The organism is Nonomuraea sp. NPDC050478 (assembly GCF_044458265.1).
Classification (GTDB): Bacteria; Actinomycetota; Actinomycetes; order Streptosporangiales; family Streptosporangiaceae; genus Nonomuraea; species Nonomuraea ferruginea.
Genome location: NZ_JBITHT010000002.1, coordinates 264,350 through 284,267 on the forward strand (window position 1 = coordinate 264,350; position 19,918 = coordinate 284,267).

Annotated in this window: 16 protein-coding genes; 8 read left to right on the plus strand and 8 right to left on the minus strand. The window is 67.1% G+C overall.

All coding sequences use genetic code 11. The features are described 5' to 3' along the window. Positions 1 to 181: 181 nt before the first annotated feature. The 3 genes from ACIBF7_RS09265 to ACIBF7_RS09275 all read right to left on the minus strand — a co-directional run bounded on the left by ACIBF7_RS09265 (position 182) and on the right by ACIBF7_RS09275 (position 8,956). A complete protein-coding gene (locus ACIBF7_RS09265; RefSeq protein WP_397196837.1) occupies positions 182 to 7,687 on the minus strand; it encodes a LamG-like jellyroll fold domain-containing protein in 7,506 nt (2,501 codons plus the stop codon). A 525-nt stretch (positions 7,688 to 8,212) separates the two neighbouring features. Next, positions 8,213 to 8,617: a hypothetical protein gene (locus ACIBF7_RS09270; RefSeq protein WP_397196838.1), complete on the minus strand. Its 405-nt coding sequence runs from the start codon at positions 8,615 to 8,617 to the stop codon at positions 8,213 to 8,215. An 84-nt stretch (positions 8,618 to 8,701) separates the two neighbouring features. After that, positions 8,702 to 8,956, minus strand: a complete 255-nt coding sequence (locus ACIBF7_RS09275) for a DUF397 domain-containing protein (RefSeq protein WP_397196839.1) — start codon at positions 8,954 to 8,956, stop codon at positions 8,702 to 8,704. Positions 8,957 to 9,098: 142 nt separating this feature from the next. On the opposite strand from ACIBF7_RS09275, the gene ACIBF7_RS09280 reads away from it, so the two are divergent. Together ACIBF7_RS09280 and ACIBF7_RS09285 are read left to right on the plus strand one after the other, a co-directional pair. Further along, positions 9,099 to 9,311 carry a GntR family transcriptional regulator gene (locus ACIBF7_RS09280; RefSeq protein ID WP_397196840.1) on the plus strand — a complete coding sequence of 71 codons (213 nt, stop codon included), beginning with the start codon at positions 9,099 to 9,101 and terminating at the stop codon, positions 9,309 to 9,311. Positions 9,312 to 9,538: 227 nt separating this feature from the next. Beyond that, positions 9,539 to 10,861 (plus strand): serine/threonine-protein kinase, encoded by a 1,323-nt coding sequence (locus ACIBF7_RS09285; RefSeq protein ID WP_397196841.1) that lies wholly within the window; start codon positions 9,539 to 9,541, stop codon positions 10,859 to 10,861. Positions 10,862 to 10,923: 62 nt separating this feature from the next. On the opposite strand, the gene ACIBF7_RS09290 is transcribed toward ACIBF7_RS09285, so the two are convergent. The 4 genes from ACIBF7_RS09290 to ACIBF7_RS09305 all read right to left on the minus strand — a co-directional run bounded on the left by ACIBF7_RS09290 (position 10,924) and on the right by ACIBF7_RS09305 (position 13,303). Next, positions 10,924 to 11,322, minus strand: coding sequence for a hypothetical protein (locus ACIBF7_RS09290; protein WP_397196842.1), 399 nt, complete (start codon positions 11,320 to 11,322; stop codon positions 10,924 to 10,926). Positions 11,323 to 11,510: 188 nt separating this feature from the next. Beyond that, complete coding sequence (locus ACIBF7_RS09295; protein WP_397196843.1) at positions 11,511 to 11,969, minus strand: VOC family protein; 459 nt, start codon at positions 11,967 to 11,969, stop codon at positions 11,511 to 11,513. Positions 11,970 to 12,130: 161 nt separating this feature from the next. Further along, positions 12,131 to 12,796: a lytic polysaccharide monooxygenase gene (locus tag ACIBF7_RS09300; RefSeq protein WP_397196844.1), complete on the minus strand. Its 666-nt coding sequence runs from the start codon at positions 12,794 to 12,796 to the stop codon at positions 12,131 to 12,133. A 180-nt stretch (positions 12,797 to 12,976) separates the two neighbouring features. Next, the gene (locus ACIBF7_RS09305; RefSeq protein ID WP_397196845.1) at positions 12,977 to 13,303 is read right to left on the minus strand and encodes a DUF6285 domain-containing protein; all 327 of its coding nucleotides are present in this window, start codon (positions 13,301 to 13,303) and stop codon (positions 12,977 to 12,979) included. Between the two features lie 46 nt (positions 13,304 to 13,349). Here ACIBF7_RS09305 and ACIBF7_RS09310 point away from each other — a divergent pair, with 46 nt between their 5' ends. The 6 genes from ACIBF7_RS09310 (at position 13,350) to ACIBF7_RS09335 (ending at position 19,266) form a co-directional block, all read left to right on the plus strand. Further along, positions 13,350 to 14,531 (plus strand): acyl-CoA dehydrogenase family protein, encoded by a 1,182-nt coding sequence (locus ACIBF7_RS09310; protein ID WP_397196847.1) that lies wholly within the window; start codon positions 13,350 to 13,352, stop codon positions 14,529 to 14,531. After that, complete coding sequence (locus ACIBF7_RS09315) at positions 14,528 to 15,475, plus strand: phosphotransferase family protein (RefSeq protein WP_397196848.1); 948 nt, start codon at positions 14,528 to 14,530, stop codon at positions 15,473 to 15,475. Before ACIBF7_RS09310 ends, ACIBF7_RS09315 begins: the two co-directional genes overlap by 4 nt. A gap of 27 nt (positions 15,476 to 15,502) precedes the next feature. Continuing rightward, complete coding sequence (locus ACIBF7_RS09320; protein ID WP_397196849.1) at positions 15,503 to 16,222, plus strand: ABC transporter ATP-binding protein; 720 nt, start codon at positions 15,503 to 15,505, stop codon at positions 16,220 to 16,222. Continuing rightward, complete coding sequence (locus ACIBF7_RS09325; RefSeq protein WP_148032004.1) at positions 16,219 to 17,040, plus strand: ABC transporter permease; 822 nt, start codon at positions 16,219 to 16,221, stop codon at positions 17,038 to 17,040. Before ACIBF7_RS09320 ends, ACIBF7_RS09325 begins: the two co-directional genes overlap by 4 nt. A 32-nt stretch (positions 17,041 to 17,072) precedes the next feature. Further along, the gene (locus tag ACIBF7_RS09330; protein WP_397196850.1) at positions 17,073 to 17,765 is read left to right on the plus strand and encodes a class I SAM-dependent methyltransferase; all 693 of its coding nucleotides are present in this window, start codon (positions 17,073 to 17,075) and stop codon (positions 17,763 to 17,765) included. Positions 17,766 to 17,853: 88 nt separating this feature from the next. Continuing rightward, positions 17,854 to 19,266, plus strand: a complete 1,413-nt coding sequence (locus ACIBF7_RS09335) for an NAD(P)/FAD-dependent oxidoreductase (RefSeq protein WP_271277447.1) — start codon at positions 17,854 to 17,856, stop codon at positions 19,264 to 19,266. Here ACIBF7_RS09335 and ACIBF7_RS09340 read toward each other — a convergent pair. Next, the gene (locus ACIBF7_RS09340) at positions 19,254 to 19,907 is read right to left on the minus strand and encodes a TetR/AcrR family transcriptional regulator (protein ID WP_148032007.1); all 654 of its coding nucleotides are present in this window, start codon (positions 19,905 to 19,907) and stop codon (positions 19,254 to 19,256) included. The genes ACIBF7_RS09335 and ACIBF7_RS09340 overlap by 13 nt on opposite strands. Positions 19,908 to 19,918: the final 11 nt, after the last annotated feature.

Below are 19,918 nucleotides of genomic sequence, written 5' to 3' on the forward strand. Positions count from 1 at the left end.
GCGCTCTACTTCGGAACGCTAGGTGGGCGCGGTGCGTATAGTGAAGAAGAACGGCAAGCACGGCGCGCCAAGGCGCTTATGGAGGATCAGTCCCACCGGAATATTTTCGAGCGCCGCTATAAGCACAACTAAGCGCTGTGGTGCCTCAAGCCTCCAACCTCTGTACAGTACCCTCCGCTCATCACCGACCAGGAGTCCTCCAGCTAGCCCCGCTTCCGGAATAGCCCCAAAGACCGCTCCCGGATCCCCCGCGACGAGCAGAGATGGCGTTTGGGCGCCCGCTTCCTTGGCGAAGACCGATTCCTATTTTTCCAAGCCACTCAAATGCTTTTTTTCTACTTTTTAAGAAATCAGCAGAGCCTTCCTTCATTCTGCCACCTTTCGGGTGCCATACCTCATCTACGCCATAATTCCAGTACCCGATCGCATCTCCACCCCATTGAAAGATATTCTCTATCCCTTTCCTGATGTTAATGTTCTGAACTCGAAAGAGGATTAGCATCCTACATCCCACCTTCTTGCATCGTTCAGACTCCGCGTGCTGCGCTCTACGATCTTCGAAGTCGCCGGTCTCTCCCACATATATTGGCTTCCCCTTCTTATCAACCAGCACATAAACTCCTCCCTTCGATGGCGGCTTACTGCTCTTCTTGTTAGCCTTCTCTATGCCGTGATCTCCACTCCACGACAAGGCGACAATCGGGGGAACGCCCATGAAAGTCAGGAGTAGCTTTACTTGTATTTCAGCCTTTCCTCGTTTTTCATCCTTGACACAGTCATCACGCTTGCCACAGTAGGTGTTTGCTAAATATCGTTCCGTCCGCAGAAGCCATGCACCTGGATCTTCCATGCATGTGTGGCTGAGGCAGAGCCTCTTCGGATTTCTTCCTGCCTCTTCCACCATAAATTTAATGGCTGCAGAACGAGAAGGGAATTTAATACGCATCCCAGCCCACCACAACACGTATCCAGGATCATCCGGATCCATATTTTTACCGGCCGCCGCTGGCGGCCGATCTTTTGTTTTATAATCCTTCCACAATTGGGCAATTTCCTCCGAAGAGGCGCCAGCGTAAATCGCATTATAGATTCCATGGCGAAAATTCTTGGACTCGCTCCAGAATCCCCTAGGCGCTGCATCTCCATTCGGGAGGATGTTCCGCTTTTTTAGTTCAGCTTCCGATAGAGCTAGCGCAAAACCGAAGTTGAGAGGGCTGCACTGCTCTAGGCCGTATATACCGATGCATCCAATAGGCCCACCCCCGCTATACGAATAGCCGACAGCCAGGCCGCCGCTCCCGCCGCTGCCACCGCATACGTCAATGCCCTGGGATATGCCGCAGAGATTGCCCGAGTAGCCCGGCGAAGTGTCGCCCCAGCCGCCCGGACCTCCGAAGGAGTTCTGGACAGTGGAGTGGCCGGTCGGGTCCGTGCCTGTCAGCGGCGAGGCATTGGCGTAGGTGTAGCGGTTGGCCTGTACTGACGGGTTCGGGTTGAGGGTTGCCGTGTCGCGGCTGGCGAAGGTGCCGGTGCCAGGCTGGTACCAGCGGGCGTGCATGTTTACCTTGCCGGTGTCCGGGTCGGTGTACTCGCCCTGATAGCCAAGGCCTGCTTTGAGACCCGTCTCAGCGGTGATCTCTCCAAAGGGATCGTACGCAGTGGAGCCCGCGATACCGGTCCCAGTGAACGTGCCGACCAGGTCACCGTGGAGGTCGTTGAAGGCAGCGGTTGCCGGGTCGGTCCCTTCCTGGAGTCCGAGCAGTGCGCCGAAGGCGTCACGGGCGTATTTGGCGTCAACTGTCCCGCTCGTGCTGATGGCGGCCAGGTCGTTGCCGGGGCCGGAATAGACGAAGGTCTGGTTGCTGGTGCCGCGGATGCGTCTGGTCACGCGATCGAAGTCGTCGTAGCTGTAGAGGCTGTCGCCGTCAGCGATCAGGCGGTCGAAGGCGTCGAAGGTGAGCTGGGTGGTGACGCCGGCCTTGGTCTGGCTCGCGAGGGTGCCGCGTGGGGTGTAGGTGTAGTCGGTGCCGTCGCCGGAGGTCAGGCGGTTGCGTTCGTCATAGGTGTAGGTCTTGGCGCCGGCCTTGGTGCGGTTGCCAGCTGCGTCCCACTCGTAGGCGGTGGTGGTGCCGTTGGGCGCTGTCCAGGAAGTGAGCCGGTTGGCGTGGTCATAGCCGTAGGTGTTCGTGCCTGACCCGGCCAAGCCTGATGTGGTCTTGGTGGTGAGGTTGTCGTCGAGGTCCCACCCATAGGTGATCTTCGCTAGCTCGCTGCCGGAGCCACTCTTCAAGGTTTGGGACGTGGCACGGCCCATGTCGTCATAGCCGATGGAGTGGGTGTTGGCCGGGTTCGTGGAGGTCAGGCTGGTGACGCGGTTGGCCTTGTCGTAGCCGTAGGTCCAGGTGCGGCCGGTGACCGGGTCGGTCGCGGTGGCGGCGCGGTTGGCGTGGTCCCAGGTGAAGTTCGCGGTGCCGGCGGCGTCCACTCGCTGGGTGAGGTTGCCGTTGGCGTCGTAGGCCATGGTGATGGGCTGGCCTGTCGGCGGCGTCATCTTGGTGAGCAGGCCGCGGTCGTTGTACTCGAGCGTGTAGTCGCCCGCGGTCGTCAGGCGGTCGGCAGAGTCGTAGCCGAGGGTGCGCTCAGCGGTGGCGGAGCCGCCGCCTGAGCCGTTCTCCTGCGTGAGGCGGCCGAGGTGGTCGTACGTGCGGTCGATGCGGACGCCGCCCGGCTGCAGGATCGTCGTGTTGTTGCCTGCCTGGTCGTAGCTGTAGGTCCAGGTACGGTCGGCCTCGTTCGGGTGCTGGGCGGTGGCCGGTTCGATGACGCGCTCGACAAGGCCGAGGCTGTTGTAGGTGGTCCAGGTGGCGTTGCCGCGGCCGTCGGTCAGGCGGGTCCGCGCGCCGGTGGCGTCGTAGCCGAATCGCGTGACGATCTCTTCGTTCGCCTTGACCGGTTCGGTGAGGCTGGTGAGCCGGTTGAGTGCGTCATAGGCGTGCCGGATGGTGTGCTGCTCGGCGGAGGTCTCGCTGATCACGTTGCCGGCCGGGTCGTAGCCGAGGCCAATCGTGCGCAAGGTGTCGCCGTCGCCGTTGAGAGATTTGACCTCGATGGGGCGGCCGGCCAGGTCGTAGCTGGTTGCGGTGGCGTTCAGAGTGGCGTCACGTACGCGGAGCAGCCGACCCGCCAGGTCATAGGTGTTGGTGGTGGTGTTGTTGGCGGGGTCGGTCGCTGAGGTGACCTCGCCGGCGGCGTTGACCACGTACGAGGTGGTCTTGTTGCCGGGAGCGACTGCCTTGGTCAGGAAGCTCGCGTCGTTGTAGGTGAACTGGGTGATGTAGGCCGCGTTGCTCGGTCTGCGCTCGATCTCGGTCTGGGTGATCTTGCGGCCGAGGTCGTCGTAGGTCGCCTGGACGCGGGCACCCGTGGGGTCGACGGCTGCCAGTTGCTGACCGATGAGGTCGTACTCCGCGACGGACACGCCGCCCGGTCCTGACGGGCCGGGGTCGGTCGTGCGTACGAGGTTGCCGAGGGCGTCGTACTCGAGGGTGGTGTCGTAGCCGCGCGGGTCGGTGGTCTTAACGAGGCGTCCCGCAGGGTCATATTGATGAGTGATGCTCGGTGTGACCGCTGTGCCACCTGGCGGGGTGTAAGCGGGGGATGTCACCGCCACAACCCGGCTCGCCTTGTCGTAGGCCGTGGTGAGGGTGCGGCCCTCGGCGTCCACCTGGTGGGTCTGGTTGCCGGACGTGTCGTACCCGGAGCGGACCGTCGGCCGCGTACTGGTCGCTTCCGCGCCGGCCTTGTCCACCTGGACGGCGGGCGCCTTGGCCTCGATGAGGCGGCCGAGTGCGTCGTAGCGGTTGTCCGTCGTGAAGTGCGCTGCCGTCGCGCCGTCCGCATTGCCGCGGGGATCGGTGACGGCCGTGATCAGACCGCGGTCGTCCACGGTCCAGGTGGTGATGAGGTCCTGGTCGCCGTTCTCGACCGTCTGGCGCGTCTTGATGCCCGCAGCGTTGTACGCGTAACTGACGATCTCTTCGCGGGTGCTGCCGGCACCCGTGCGCGTTTCCTTCGTCGTCAAGTTGTTGGCGTCGTACTCGAAGACGGTCCGTCTGTTGAGGGAGGTAGGGAGCGAGCCGGGGTCGAGGATGGTGGAGGTGAGCCTGCCAGCCGCGTCGTACGCGTAGTCGGTGTGTGTGAGGCCGCCGCCCGTGACCATGCTGGTGCGGTTGCCCGCCGCGTCGTACGTGTTCTTCTCCAAGACGACGTTCTTGGGGGTGGTCGAACCGTTGAGCTTGACACCGTCCGCGATGACTTCTGAGAGCAGGTTGTCGCCGAAGTATTTGTACGAGGTTTTACGGCCCGTCGCATTGGCGGCGGTCGCGAGGACGGTGGCGGCGAGGCGGCCGCCGGCGTCGTAGGAGCGTGATTCCAGCAGGATCTCGGTGGCCGGTTGCGGGTTGACGGGGCTGCCGGTCCAGTTCTTGAGGGTGCGGGTGGCCAGCTCTCCGCGCTTGGTGTAGGTGTGGCCGAACACCGAGCCGACCTCGTCGGTGATGGTGTCCACCAATCCGAGGTTGTTCCAGGTGCTACGGACGACACCGCCTTCGGGACCCGTGCTGGTCTCCCCGTTACTGTGATCGTCGTAGGTGTAAGTAGTCGTGCGCTCGGGGTCGCCGCCCGTCAGGTCGGCGATGGTCTCGGTGAGCTTGTTGCCGTCCGGGTCGTAGGTGTAGCGGATCTGCGCGGTATGGGTCGCATTGCTGATCTCGTTCTTGATCCCCGGTCCCGTTTGGGTGAGTGGCCGGCCGAGGTGGTCGTAGGTGAAGGTGGTCTTCACACCACCGGGATGGGCCTGGGAGATCTGGTTGCTCGTCTTGACGCGGCCGAGCGCGTCGTACTCGAACCGGCTTACCAGGCCGGTCGGCTCGGTCTGTTCCCCCAGATCGCCCGATGCCGTGTAGCGCAGCGTCCAGGTGTTGTTCTTCGGGTCCGTCCAGGTCTTCAACAGGCCTGCTGGAGCGGTTCCGCCGTTGACGGCTGGTTCGGTCCCGTCGGTGTACGTGACCGAGATCGATCGGCCGTTGGGGAAGTCGGGAGTGGGCGGGGTCGTTTCCTTGATCTGCTCGCCGTACTCGTTGTACTCGATTTTCGTGAGGTATCTGTTGTCCGTCTCGCCCGACGAACGCGCGTCTCGATAAGTGAGTTGGCGGTCGTTCAGCGGATCGAACTCGTCATCCTCGTCCACGTGATAGGTGGCGTATTCGCGGTGACACGTATTCGAGGTCCTGCAGGTCCTGACGCTGAGCACGTTGCCGCGTTTGTCGTTGTACTGTCGGGTGACGTTGCCGTTCCGGTCCGTCACCCTGCTCAAGAAGCCGCCGGTGTCGTACTTGTACTCGACCTTGAAGTTTTCCTGGTCGATCTCATGAACGATACGGTTTCCACGCCATTCGTCATATCCGTGGGTCACCGTGCCGTTGCGCGGATCGGTGACTTTGACAGTGGCGACCTTGGTGGTCCAGTCCGAGCTCGGCTTGCCGAGCTGCCACGTCCCTCCGTGGTGGTCGGTGTGTATCTTGAGGCGGTCAGTGGCTGTGTCGTAGGTGTTCTCCGCCCAGACCCGTCCCGACGGCCGGGTGATCTTCTTCAGCTTGTTCGGCGCAACGGCACCAGCCGCGTAGTGCCCCTGAATTTCGGCTTCAGTGAGGGGCTTGCCGTAGATGGCGAACTCATCGATCGAGCCCTTGAAGGCGAAGGCACCGGAGGTATTGGGGCCTCCGGGCGTATCGATCGACCAGCGGCTGGCGCGATCGCCACTACCGATGAAGGCCTCGGCTCGGAAGTTAGGCTCAAGAGTTCCGTTGAGCACGCCTACGGACTGGCCGTCCAGGAAGAGCTGCTGTCGTGCCCCGTCGACGTTCAGCACGACGTGGTGCCACTGATCGTCATTGACCGGGCCCGGGCTCGTGACGGGCGTGTACAGCCACGATCCGCTACTGTTCCTGACGAAACCCATCTGACCGCGGAGTCGTCCATCGGTACCGACATACACGACGGGCTCAGTCGCCCCGAACTCGTAACCGAACTCACCCGCGGACAAGATGATGCCGTTCTGCGAGGTCTTGAACCAGGCCTCGATGGACACTCGGTCCTGGAGCCGCGACAACAGGTAGAACGGTAGTTGGACATACGACTTGGTGAAGCCGCCGGCAGTATCCGTGCTGCCGCCCAAGGCGCCGGGGCGGCCCGGTGTCACGCTCTTGTAGACGCCGGAACGACCGTCACTGCCCTCGTTGGCGGCCGGGTCGTACTGGGCATCTCCAAGCCGCCAGTAGCCGACTGGGTCGGAGTCGCGGACGAGTCCCCTGTAGCGCGATCCATCCTGGTAGGAGTAGGTCGCACAGTTCGGTGCGGCGACCGGGGCGCAAACCGATGTGAGTGTGTCGCCGCTGTAGGTATAGGTCCAGGTGGCGCTCACACCATCCACCGGATCGGTAGAGACCGACGCTACGCGCGAGCCCGACCAGGTGAAGTGCAGAGACCGTCCGCCTGTGGCTGTGGCACGGCTCATTTTGCCGTCACCGCCGTACTCCAGGGTCTGCTCACGACCTCGTGCGTCTGATATGCGCAGCAGTCGTCCGGAAGAATCGAAGTAGAAGCTGGTCGACGACTTGTCCATGAGGCGCCAGCCACCGCTGTCCACTTCGGCAAGCCGAGCCTGCATTCCAGGAGGCGGTTGATAACTGCCGTCTCCCTTGTCGGCGAAACGCAGCCGTCGGCCGTCGGGATAGTGAACCAGGAGCCCGTCGGGTTCCTCCACCAACTTCATGTCCCAGACGGTCGACCAACCCGCTCCGAAAATTCCATCGGTCCGGGTGTCCAGGCTGTTGTATGTCCGGGTCACGGCAAGAGGGGGGCCGGCTACGGATACCTGCGCGTCTGTTACGGTCGTCGCGTAATTCCCGGGAACCGGGGAGAACTCCTTGTCTCCCCCCGCTCCCAGGAGGGAGCTGTTCAACGGCTGGCGAGGGCCGGTGGTGAACGACTGCCTGTCGCTCTGATCTGAGCTGTTGGACGCGGGGTCGACGACGCGCACCCACCATTCGTATTGCTGACCCCACTTGAGTCTGCCCGCCGGGACACGCCAGGTGTTCTTTCCCTGCTGCCTGCCCGACTGGAAACACTCCGGGGAGGGTGGCGGATTCCCGGCTTCCTCTTCTTCCAGCACTTCGCACACGTTGTAGTAGAAATCGAAATCGGCTTGGGTGCCCCCACCCATGCTGGTCGCCTCGACAGTGAGGAGGGGCGTCACCGTTCCCGTGAGTGTGCCGTGTTCCGGATAAGTGTCGTCGATCAGTGGCCAGCCCAGGACTGCCTGCTCGCGCTGCTCGGCACGCACGACCCCGGACGGCAGTTCCCGGGAGGAGGCATTTTCTTGTGCCCGGGGAAGCCGATCCTCCAACGGCAAAGCGCCTCGCACCGGCGCTTGCGGATTGTCCTCATGTGGCTCAGCGTCGTTCTCGGCACGAGTGACCGCACCATTCACCACACCTGGCAGGACGCCCGCCGTACCCATCATCTGTTTCGGTACGACTACGTCCGCTTGCTCAGCATTGTTCGTATCCGCAATGAGCGAATCGGCCTGGGCGGGGTCAACTGAGAGCGTGAACAGCCCTGGCAACATAGCCGCGAGCAAGAGTGAAACAAGCCATGCCGAACGAGCCCATGACAAATTCCGGCGCATACGCCGTCACACTCCGAACCCAACGAGGCGCCAGAAACGCCGACCGTCAACCCCATCCGGCTGACAGACAATGGGCCGTCTGACTCGCTCGGCTCGGAGCTGTATAGCAAACGGGCAAAGCGTAACTTTTGCATGATCACCCGACAAGGGGCACTTTAGTGATCATGTAGGGACGGAGTGCAACCTTCCTGTTGCGTGACAAGCTTGGCGTCTTACTTGTCCTCAACTCCATACGGCGTCGCTACCGAGGAAAGAAGGAAGCCTTCCCCAGCGAGGGAAGGCTTCTGTTGAGGGCAACTCTCTGTCATCTCCGGCCACCAGATCCAAGGCCAACCAGCAGCCCTGAACCGGGGATCTACCCCGGATCAGAGCGCATCTCCTGTGAGGAGGCAATCCCGCAGTCGCGAAGGGGCGGCGGGTGAGGTCCCATGCATTGGTCACTCGACAACCATGACCTCCGAGCGATTATGAAGACCGGCCACGGGCCGGGCATGGGTGGGGAGCATGCCGGTTGGGGCAGCAGATCACGCCGATGGTGACGAACCGGCCGCCGTGCAGCCACTCGCCCCACTGCACATCCACGCCCCGGGGCAGCAGGTCGCGGGCAGTGTCCAGCCGTTCGTTGACCGGGATCTGCTCGGGCGGCAGGAGCGCCGTGCGGGCTTTGGCGTACTCGTCGGCCATCCAGACCACCGCCGCGGCCACTTCCTCGAAGGTGGCCGCCATCCGCGACCTGTGTTTGAGCAGCCAGTCGCCGGTGCGCATCGGCGGCAGCAGAGAAGTGAGGAATTCGGGTGAGGTGGGGCGGCGGTCGGCCTCGTTGGCGCGTTCCGTTCCGGGTCCGGTCCATTGGTAGGCGTGCCAGTGCATGATGGAGCTCTCCCGGTAAGTTCGGGGATGGGCGGCCCTGCTTGCTTCGATCAGGCAGGGCCGCCCGTCTTACGGGGGTGACCCCTACAGCGTGGACAGGCCGGCGGCGCGAAGCTCGTCACCGGTGAACCGGAGCGTCCCGGCATCCGGGTTCTTCGAGTCACGCACCGCGTAAGCGTCCTCCACCCCCGGGATGGGCGCGATCAAGACACAGGTGTCCATCTCCTCCTCCTGCTGGTTGCCGCCGCAGGCCCGGCTGAACGACACCCCTTCGAGGTGACAGCCGTACAGATCCATCAGGTGATCTCCTCTCGTCTCGTTGACGAACTGTGACGCCATGGATGCGAATCGTCACGAGGAGACAGTAGTGCAGTAATGCTGTAGTACGCCATGTCATGCAGCCGATCGCTAACACAATCTGTGGCGACCTATTCTGATCTCCGTGGTGGAGCTTAAGCCGAATCGCCCCAGGTGGCGCCAGGTGTACGAGATCATCCGAGGTCGGATCCAGAACGGCGCGTACCCTCCTGGCTCTAAGATTCCCACCGTGTTGGAGCTGGTCGCGGAGTTTCAGATCGCCAACGTGACCGCGCAGAAGGTCTACAAGAAGCTCCGTGAGGACGGCTTGATCTACACCGAGCCCGGAATGGGCAGCTTCGTGGTCGAAGATGAAGGTGACTCTCTCCAACCGTAAACGCGACGGAGAAGGCCGCTCTGGTGGATGAGTGAGAGCGGATCGCTGCCGACGAACTACAGCACGTCCCGGAGCGGGCATCGAACTCGACCGCGGACGATTGCCCACAGACGCGATGACCGTCGCCTTCGCATAAGCGCACCGGACAGAGCGAACAGGCATGCACCGATATCGGTGGCTGTACTCTGATCAACTGTTCGTGCCGAGCACGATGGCGGGAGACGGTCATGAGTTCGAGGCTGGCCGGTGACGTGGTCGGCGGGCGCTACCGGCTGGTCGCCGAACTGGGGTCCGGGGGTTTCGGGCGGGTCTGGCGGGCCCGCGACACGACCCTCGACGTGGACGTCGCGATCAAGGAGCTGCGGCTGCCGGCAGGGCTGCCGGAGAACGAACGAGCCGAGCGGCTGGCGCGCGCCACGCGCGAGGCCCGCAATGCCGCCCGGTTGCGCAAGTACGACGGCATCGTCGCGGTCCACGACGTCGTCGTCGACGGCGGCCTTCCTTGGATCGTCATGGAACTCGTCGACGGCCGCTCACTGAGCGAGCACCTCGCGGAGCACGGACCGCTTCCGGCGGGCAGGGCCGCCGAAGTCGCCGCGGCCCTGCTGACGGCCGTCGGCGCGGCGCACCGGGAAGGTGTCGTGCACCGCGACATCAAACCCGCCAACGTCATGCTCGCCGAGGACGGGAAGGTCCTGCTCACCGACTTCGGGACCGCGATCCACAACACCGACACCGCGCTGACCGCCACGGGGATGCTCATCGGCTCGGCCGAGTACACGGCGCCCGAGCGGTTGCGCGGCACCGACGGCCTTCCCGCCGGCGATCTGTTCTCCCTCGGCGTGACCCTCTACCAGGCCGTCGAGGGCGTCTCGCCGTTCCGCCGCGACACCCACGAGGCGACGCTGGCCGCGGTGCTGCTGGAGGAGGCCCCGGCGCCGCGACGGGCCGGACCGCTCACGCAGCTGATCACCCGGTTGCTGGACAAGGACCCGCAGCGCAGGCCGACCGTCGCCGAAGCGCTGACCATGCCAGGGGCACAGCCCGCCGCCGAGGTCCACGTGCAGCGCGACACCAAGATCCTCCCGGCGCGGCCGAAAGCGTGGCAGCCCATGGGTGTTGCCGCGCTGATGGCGATCATCACGGCGGTCGGCGTCGCCGGGCTCCCCGATGCCGGCGGGACGTGGGAGCACTTCGAGCACTACGGGGACGATGCCGTGCTCAGCGTCGCCGTGCTGATCGTCGCCGTTGCCGATGTCGTCCTCACCGGCTTGCTGTGTGCCGGTCTCGCGTGGTTCCTGCCGGTGCGCGCAGGCAAGACCGTCACCGCGCTCGTCGGTGTCGCGGGGTTCGTCTTCGGTTGCGGTGCGGCCGCGTTCGCCTTCCACGGCGCGGGCGAGACCTTGCGGAACACGATGGAGCTCTCAGGGCGAGAGTCGGCGACGGTGTCGCTGGCCCTGATCAGCATCGTCGTCCTGGTCGCGGCCGGGTTGGCCTGGAACGCTCGACACCGGGTCTGTCACGTCGCAGGTGGACTGAGAGGCTCCTGACCGATCGGTCCCGGTCAGGAGCCACGGAAGAGTTGCTCCTCAGCGCCACGCGACCGCGTCGGTCACTGAATCCAGTCGAAGCGGCCGGGTCCGCAGTAACTCTTCCCATTGATCTTTCCGCATACCTGGTACCAGATCTGTACACGACGACTGACGGCCCCGGAGATCGAGAACGAGACCTCGTTTCCGGACCCGTAGAGACGTCTGATCTGCCCGCTACCGGAAACGCTGGGCCTTTCCCAGTAGAGCCCTGCCTCGGTCGCTCCTTCTTCGACCTTCAGCGTGAACGAGTTACGGCCCTTGCTCATGTTGTGAGTTCCGCTGTTGAACCATGCCTTGGCGACCGGCCGGTCATTCCAGTAGGCGGCGCTCTCGCTGGTCGCCGCGCTCGCCGGTGACGCTGCGAAGACAAGGGGCAGGGCGATCGCGGCGGCAATGGTCGATCGGATGGAACTACGCATCGAGAAACTCCTGAAAGTCAGGGACTGGCACCCTCCGTGTTCGGCGGGTGCCTGAGGTTGCACTCCCAAGAATTTCCAGCCTCGCGGAACGGCGCCAATCTTTTCGGCCGTGACGCAAATGCGCAGGTCAAAAGGACCGGGCCCGTGCACCCATTCCAGCCGGCCGGGAAAGCCGAGGCTTGACGCAGTCAGGTGCCGGTGCCGAATCCGTCCATCGCTTCCCGCTCCTCCAGGCTCTGCAGCTCCTGGAACACGGTGATGTGCATGCCACCCGGCGCGTCCAAGCGGGCGTTCAGCGACTGCCACGGCGTGACGGTCGGCGGCGCGACCTCATCCGCTCCCCCGGACGTCAGACGGTCAACGGTCTCCCGCGTGTCGTCCACCTCGAACGCGACCCGGAACTTGGGCGCCACCTGCCGCCCCACCTCCACGTCGTCGATCATCCGCTTCTGCGCCGGATTGGCGATCTCCAGCGTCGCCCGGCCCGCCTCCAGGATCACCACCTCGGCTCCGTCACCCCCGGAGAAGGCGGCCTGCTCCGGCAGCCCCAGCACGTCCCGATAGAAAGCGACGGCAGCCTCGTAATCCTCCGCCTCCACAACCAGACGCAACTGCCGGACCGCCTTCGGCTGACGCTCGCTCGACATGTCATGCCCTCCACAGAAATCCTCCGGCGTGGCCCACCCGTGTGATGCCTGGAACGCCGCGCAACCCATCGTGCTCGAACCGGATCCGGGCGTCGAATGGAGGCAAGACATCGAGCGGCCGCGCGTCCATGCGCGCGGCCGCTCGCGGAGACGGCGACGGGTCAGGTGAAGTTGACGTCGCTGCAGAAGTAGTACGTCTGGTCCATGTGGGACGCCTTCCAGATCGTGTAGATCACGTGGCGGCCGGTGCGCGAGCCCTTGGTCAGGCTGGTGATCAGGTAGTTCTCGGCGGGCGCGTACCGGGGTGTCTCGCGGACGAGTTCCAGGTGGTCCCAGCCGAGCGGGGTCGTGGTGGCGTTGTAGCCCTGGCGGGTGATGTAGACCCTGATGTAGTCGGCGCCGTGGCGGGCCTGGTCGTGCAGCCGCATGCTGAACGAGCTGCCGACGTTCGTCGTGGTCCAGGCGCCGGGGGTGTCCATGGAGCGGTAGCGGCCGTCCTGGGTCCGGCCGGCGCTGCAGAGCTGGCCGTTGGGGACGGCGGCCTGGTGGTTGCCGCCGACGTTGTCGCGGTAGAGGCCGTTCCAGTTCCACATCGCGTTGGTGTTGTCCTGCCAGGCCTGCCAGCACATCGGGTCCTGCTGCTGCATGGCGGGGTTCTGGAAGTCGCTGCCCCAGCGCAGCCAGCAGCCGTAGTTGCGGGAGGCGGGGTCGACGATCGAGCCGTGCGCCGAGGCGGTGCCGGTCAGGGGCATGGCGAGGAGGGTCACCGTGGCGGCGAGCAGCGCGAGGATGCGCCGCGCCAGGCGGCGGGGTCCGGCGTGGGACATAGTGCGGTCTCCGTGTTCCGGTAGGGGGCCGGTGGTGGGAGCGCTCCGTCCGGTGACGGTATCTGACCGCGGAAGGCGACGCCAATGACGGCGTGATGTCAAGGGCCGAAGTGGACGAACCTACCAGGGGATGAGCTGGGGAAAGGGCTTTCCGAAGCAGGCTCGTACGGGCTGAAAATTTCAGCGGTAGTCAGGGTTGGCGACGGCGAGTTTGGCGCGTACGGCCTCCTTCAGGAAGGGCGCCAGCATGGGGTTGTCGTCGAGGCGGCCCTCGCGGATCGCGGCGGCGAGCTCGGCGTCGGAGGCGACGCCGAGGGCGGCCAGGCGGGTCTCGTGGTCGAGGGCCTGGGACGGGCCGAGGTCGATCTCGCGTTCGACCATGGCGAGGACGTTGATGGCGACCCTGGTGTGGAAGCGGACCCGGCCCTCGGCCGCCGGGAGCACGTCCGTTTCGAGGAACTCACGGACCGCGGCGACCAGCTGGGCAGATGTCGGGGCGTCGTGCATGCTGTTCTCCGTTGACCGGACAGTCGTTTTCGGTTGAGATCCTTGCATGAGTTTCGCCGTGCCTGACAGGGTCCGCCCGCTGCGGGATGCCGTGTACGCGTTCATGACCGAGCGGGTGGAGCCCGCGGAGCGCGCCATCGGGGAAGGCGGCCGGGAGGCGCTCCGCGAGCTGCAGGAGGAGGCGAAGAAGGAAGGGCTCTGGGCGCTCGGGCACCCGAAGGAGCTGGGCGGCGGCGGGCTGCCGTTCCTCGACTACGTGTACGTCAACGAGGTGCAGGGGCGCAGCGAGTACGGGCAGCTCGCGCTCGGCACGTACACCTTGCAGGACTCGCTCATGCTGTACGAGCACGGGACCGCCGAGCAGCGGGAGCGGTATCTGGCGCCGCTGGTGCGGGCCGAGATCTCGCCGAGTTTCGCGATGACCGAGCCGGCGGTGTCGAGCAGCGACCCGACGCAGATCGCGACGCGGGCGGTGCTCGACGGCGACGAGTGGGTGGTCAGCGGGCACAAGTGGTTCACCACGGGCGCGTCGCAGGCGGCGTACACGACCGTGATGTGCCGGACCGAGGAGGACGCGCCGCCGCACCTGGCGTTCTCGATGATCCTGGTGCCGACGGACACGCCCGGTTACACGATCGTCCGGGAGACGCCGGTGCTCGGGCTGAACGGGTCGCACTGCGAGGTGCGGTACGAGGACGTGCGGGTGCCCGCGGCCAACCTGCTCGGGCCGCGCGGGCACGGGTTCGTGATCGCGCAGAAGCGGCTCGGGCCGGGGCGGATCTTCCACTGCATGCGGTGGCTGGGGCAGGCGCAGCGGGCGTTCGACCTGATGTGCCGCCGGTTGCACGAGCGGACGGCGTTCGGCGAGCCGCTGGCGAAGAAGCAGCTGATGCGGCAGCACGTGTTCGACTCGTACGCGGAGATCCAGGCGGCGCGGCTGCTGACGCTGCAGGCGGCGGAGGCGGTCGACGCCGGGGGCGACGCGCGGGTGGAGATCGGCGCGATCAAGGTGGTCGGGGCGCGGATGCTGCACAACGTGATCGACCGGGCAATCCAGGTGCACGGGGCGGCGGGGCTGACTCCGGACACGCCGCTGGACCGGATGTACCGGCACGCGCGGGCCGGGCGGATCTACGACGGGCCGGACGAGGTGCACATCGACTCGGTGGGGCGGCGGATACTCGGCGAGTACGCGGGCGGCGGCAACTGGGAGTTCGGGCTCCGGTGACCGACGTCGACGCGGTGGTGCGGGAGGCCTTCGGCGGCGGGGCCTCGGTCGAGGGGCGGGTGCGGCTGCCGGGCGGGGCGTCGCGGGAGACGTGGGCGCTGGACGTGGTCACGCCTGACGGGGTACGTCATCCGCTGATCCTGCGGTCGGGGGCCGAGGGCGGGCTGGGCGCCGGGCTGGCGGCCGAGGCGGGGTTGATGCGGGCCGCGCGGGAGGCCGGGGTGCCGGTGCCCGGCGTGGTGGCGGCGGCTGATTCGTACGTGCTCATGGAGCGGATCGAGGGTGAGACGATCCCGCGGCGGATCCTGCGGGACGACGCCTTCCGCGAGGCGAGGCCGCGGCTGGCCGCGCAGTGCGGTGAGGCGCTGGCGGCGATCCACCGGATGCCGCTGTCCGCGCTCCCCCAGGCCGATGACGGAAGCGACGATCCGCTGGAGCAGTGGCGGGCTGCGCTGGATGCGGCCGGGGAGCCGCATCCGGTCTTCGAGCTGGCCCTGCGGCGCCTGGCGGCGGCGCGGCCGGAGCGCGGCCGGCGGACCGTGGTGCACGGCGACTTCCGCAACGGCAACCTGATCGTCGGGCCCGAGGGCGTCAGGGCGGTGCTCGACTGGGAGCTGGCGCACGCCGGCGACCCGCTGGAGGACCTCGGCTGGCTGTGCGTCAAGGCGTGGCGGTTCGGGTCGCCGCTGCCGGTGGGCGGTTTCGGGTCCTACGACGACCTCGTGACCTCGTACGAGAAGGCGTCGGGACACCCGGTGGACCGGGAGGCGCTGCGCTGGTGGGAGACGTTCGGGGTGCTCAAGTGGGGCGTCATCTGCGTCGTGCAGGCCAGGCGGCATCTCACCGGCGAGTCGCGGTCGGTGGAGCTGGCGGCGATCGGGCGGCGGGTGTGCGAGAACGAGTGGGACCTGCTGGCCATGCTGGAGGAAAACCCGTTGCGGTGACTCACGCCGGGGCAGCACGCTGAAGCGGTGGCCATCCTCGAGGCGATCAAGCTGGTCAAGCGGTTCGGCCCGGTCACCGCGGTCGACGAGGTGAGTTTCGGCGTAGGCCACGGCGAGGTCGTGGGGCTGCTGGGCCTCAACGGGGCGGGCAAGTCGACGACGCTCCACATGCTGCTGGGGCTGATCACTCCCGACGCGGGCCAGGTGCGGGTCTTCGGGCTGGATCTGGCGCGGCACCGCGTCGAGGTGCTCAGCCAGGTCAACTTCGCCGCCAGCTACGTGGACCTCCCTGGGCCGCTGCTGGTGCACGAGGTGCTGGACGCGTTCGCCCGCCTCTACGCGGTGCGGCGGCCGAAGGCGCGGGTGGCGGAGATGATCGAGCTGCTGGAGCTGGGGCCGCTGCGCGGGCGGCGGATGATGGACCTGTCGTCCGGCCAGCGCACCCGGGTGCAGCTGGCCAAGGCGCTGCTGAACGCGCCCCGGCTGCTGGTGCTCGACGAGCCGACGGCCAACCTCGACCCCGACGCGGGCGACCGCATCCGCGGCCTGCTGTCGCGGGTGGCCAGGGAGAACGGCAGCGCGATGCTGATCACCTCGCACAACATGCGCGAGGTGGAGCGGATGTGCGACCGCATCTGCTTCATGGCGGCCGGGCGGATCGTCGCCGCGGGGACGGCCGCGGAGCTGGCCGGTCATTACGGGGCCGTGGACCTGGAAGAGGTGTTCCTGAAGGTGGCGCGCGGATGACGACTCTGACGCTGCCCCCGCTCGGGGCGGCCGCCCGGCGGCAGCGGATCCTCGGCGTGGTGCGGCGCGACTTCGCGGCGTTGCGGCGCAGCCCGATCAGGATGTTCGAGATCCTGTTCTGGCCGACGGTCGAGCTGGTGCTGTGGGGGTTCGTGACGCTTTTCCTGCAGTCGCAGCGGGTGCCGTTCGTGGTCACGTTCCTGCTCGGCGCGGTGCTGCTGTGGCAGGTGCTGCAGAAGGCCAGCAACGAGATCTCCATCGCCTTCCTGGAGGACATCTGGTCCAGGAATCTGCTGAACGTCCAGGTCAGCCCGTTGTCCAGCGTGGAGTACGTGACCGGGCTGATGCTGTTCGCGCTGGGCAAGGTGGCGGTCGCGGTCATGGTCATGGCGGGGCTGGCGTACGCGCTGTACGGGTTCGGGGTGATGACCCTGGGCGTGGGGCTGGTGCCGTTCATGGGGGTGCTGCTGGTGTTCGGCTGGTCGCTCGGGCTGGTCGGCATCTCGGCGGTGCTCAGGTTCGGCGAGAACGCGCAGGTGATCGCCTGGTCGCTGGTGTTCGTGGTGCAGCCGCTGGCGGGGATCTTCTATCCGGTCTCGGTGCTGCCTGAGCCGCTGCGGGTGGTGGCCTGGTTCACGCCCGCGTCCCACGTGTTCGAGGGGATGCGCACGGTCATGGCGGGCGGCGCGGTGCCGTGGGACCGGATGGCGTGGGCGGCGGGGCTGAACGTGGTCTACGTGGCGGCGACGCTGGCGCTGTTCGGGTGGGCGCTGCGGTATGCCCGGCGGCACGGGAAATTGTCCCGGTTCGGCGACTGACGGCGCGTCCTTCCGGGATTAGTGTCGAACGCATGAAGATCACTCCGAACAGCGGGACCGGGTCCGGGGCCATCACCCCCGACGGTTCCTCCGTCGAGGTCTACAAGAGGATCAAGCCGCGCGAGGAGCCGGACGTCGTGGCCGGCCAGGTGCCGGCCGGCGGGTCGGTGCTCGACCTGGGGGCGGGCGTGGGGCGGGTGACGCACGCCCTGATCGAACGCGGCTACGAGGTGGTCGCCGTCGACGAGTCGGCCGAGATGCTGGCCGAGGTGCGCGGCGCGGAGACCGTGTGCACCCGTATCCAGGACCTGCGGCTGGGGCGGCGCTTCGACGGGGTGCTGATGGCCTCGAACCTCGTGCACACCGCCGACGAGGAGGGACGGCACGGCCTGCTGGAGGCGTGCGCGCGGCACGTGGCCGGGGACGGGGCGGTGCTGATCCAGTGGACGCCGCCGGAGCGGCACGACGCCTGGGAGGTCGGCCGCGGCCGCACCGAGGGCGACATGCGGATCGAGATGTCGGCGCTGGAGGAGGTCGCTCCCGGCGTGGTCAACGCCACCATGCGGTCCGTGTGCGGGGAGCACGAGTGGACGCAGTCGTTCACCTCGCGACGGCTGTCGGACGACCAGCTGGCGGCCGCCCTTGAGGCGGCGGGGCTGCGGCTGGACCGGTTCCTGACCGACGACAGAACCTGGGTGAAGGCGGTGCCCTCGACCGGTTCGTGACCGGTTCCGCCGCTCGGTGAGGGCTCTGGAGCGGGCGCTGATCGACTGGCAGACTGCCCCCAGGGGAAACGCCATCCGGGAGGTAACCGTGTCCGACGAGTTCGACGTCATCGTGATCGGAGCAGGCCCGGCCGGTGAGAACGTCGCCCAGCGGGCGGTGCGCGGCGGGCTGTCGGCCGCGGTCGTGGAGGAGCGGCTGGCGGGCGGCGAGTGTTCCTACTGGGCGTGCATCCCGAGCAAGGCGCTGCTGCGCCCGGTCGAGCTGGCCGCCGACGTGTCCCGGGTGCCGGGCCTGGAGGTGGGGCCGATCGACACGCGGGCGGTGCTGGCCCGCCGCGACGAGGCGGTCAGCCGCTACGACGACGCCGGCCAGGTGGGGTGGATCGAGAGCGTGCCCGCCACGTTCGTGCGCGGGCGCGGCAGGCTCGACGGCCCGCGCCGGGTCGTCGTCGACACCCCGGACGGCGGCGAGCGGGTGCTGACCGCCCGCCACGCCGTGGTGCTGGCGACCGGCAGCGTCGCCTCGGTGCCGCCGGTGCCGGGGCTGAGGGAGGCGGAGCCGTGGACCAGCCACGAGGTGACCGCCGCCTCCTCGGTGCCCGACCGGCTCGCGGTGATCGGCGGCGGTGTGGTCGGCTGCGAGATGGCGCAGGCCATGCACGGGCTGGGCGCCAGGCAGACGACGATGCTGGTGCGCGGCGGAGGGCTGCTGGAGCGGATGGAGCCGTTCGCGGGTGAGCTGCTGGCCGAGTCGTTCGCGGCCGCCGGGATCGACGTGCGGCCGCACACCTCGGCGGAGCGGGTGGAGCGGCCGGAGCCGGGCGGCAAGGTGACCGTCCACCTGCCGGAGGGCCCGCCGATCGAGGCCGACGAGGTGCTGGTCGCGACCGGCCGCAGACCCGCCACCAAGGGGCTGGGGCTGGAGAGCGTCGGGCTGCCGGCGGACCGGCCGGTCGAGGTGGACGACAGCCTGCGCGCCACCGGCGTGGACGGCGGCTGGCTGTACGCGGTGGGCGACGTCAACGGGCGCAACCTGCTCACCCACATGGGCAAGTACCAGGCGCGGGCGTGCGGTGACGTCATCGCGGCCCGGGCCAGGGGCGAGGCCGACGACCTGCCGGGGATGCGCGCGGTCGCCGACGGGTTCGGGCCGCCGCAGGTGGTGTTCACCGACCCGCAGATCTGCTCGGTCGGGCGCACCGAGTCGGCCGCGCGCGAGGCCGGGTTCCGGGTGCGGGCGGTCGAGTACGATCTCGCGGACGTGTCCGGCGCCTACCTGCTCGGCGACGGCTACCGCGGCCGGGCCAAGGCGGTGGTGGACGAGGACCGCAAGGTGCTGCTGGGCGTCACGTTCGCCGGGCCGGGCACGGCCGAGCTGCTGCACTCGGCGACCGTCGCGGTGACCGGCGAGGTGCCGCTGGAGCGGCTCTGGCACGCCGTGCCGTCGTTCCCGACGGTGAGCGAGGTGTGGCTGCGGCTGCTGGAGGCCTACGGTTTGTGACCGCCGCGCAGGTAGGCGACGGTCATCTCGCCCACCATGCGGCGCAGCCGGTCGCGGTGTTCGGGCGCGGCCATGTCGCGCCCGAACAGCGCGCCGAACGTGTGCTGGTTGGCCACCCGGAAGAAGCAGAACGCGCTGATCATCATGTGCACGTCGACGGCGTCGGCCTCGGTGTCGAAGTCGCCGCTGGCCCGGCCCGCCTCCAGGATGCGCTCGATGACGCCGAGCACGGGCGTGCCGAGGTTGGCCAGGGCCTGCGACTTGCGTATGTGCTCGGCCCCGTGGATGTTCTCGATCGCGACGAGCTTGATGAAGTCGCGGTGGGCCTCGTGGTGGTCGAAGGTCAGCTGCGCGAGCGTGCGGATCGCCTCGACCGGCGCCAGGTGCTCCACGTCGAGGTCGCGCTCGGCGGCGCGGACCTCGGAGTAGGCCTTCTCCAGGACGGCGATGTAGAGCTTCTCCTTGCTGCCGAAGTAGTAGTAGATCATGCGCTTGGTGGTGCGCATCAGCTCGGCGATCTCGTCGACCCGCGCCCCCGCGTAGCCGCGCCTGGCGAACTCCCGCTGGGCGACCTCGAGGATCTCCGCCCTGGTGCGGTCGGCATCGCGCCGTCGCTCACCGGTGGCTGGCTGCGAGGTCATGTGACTCCACG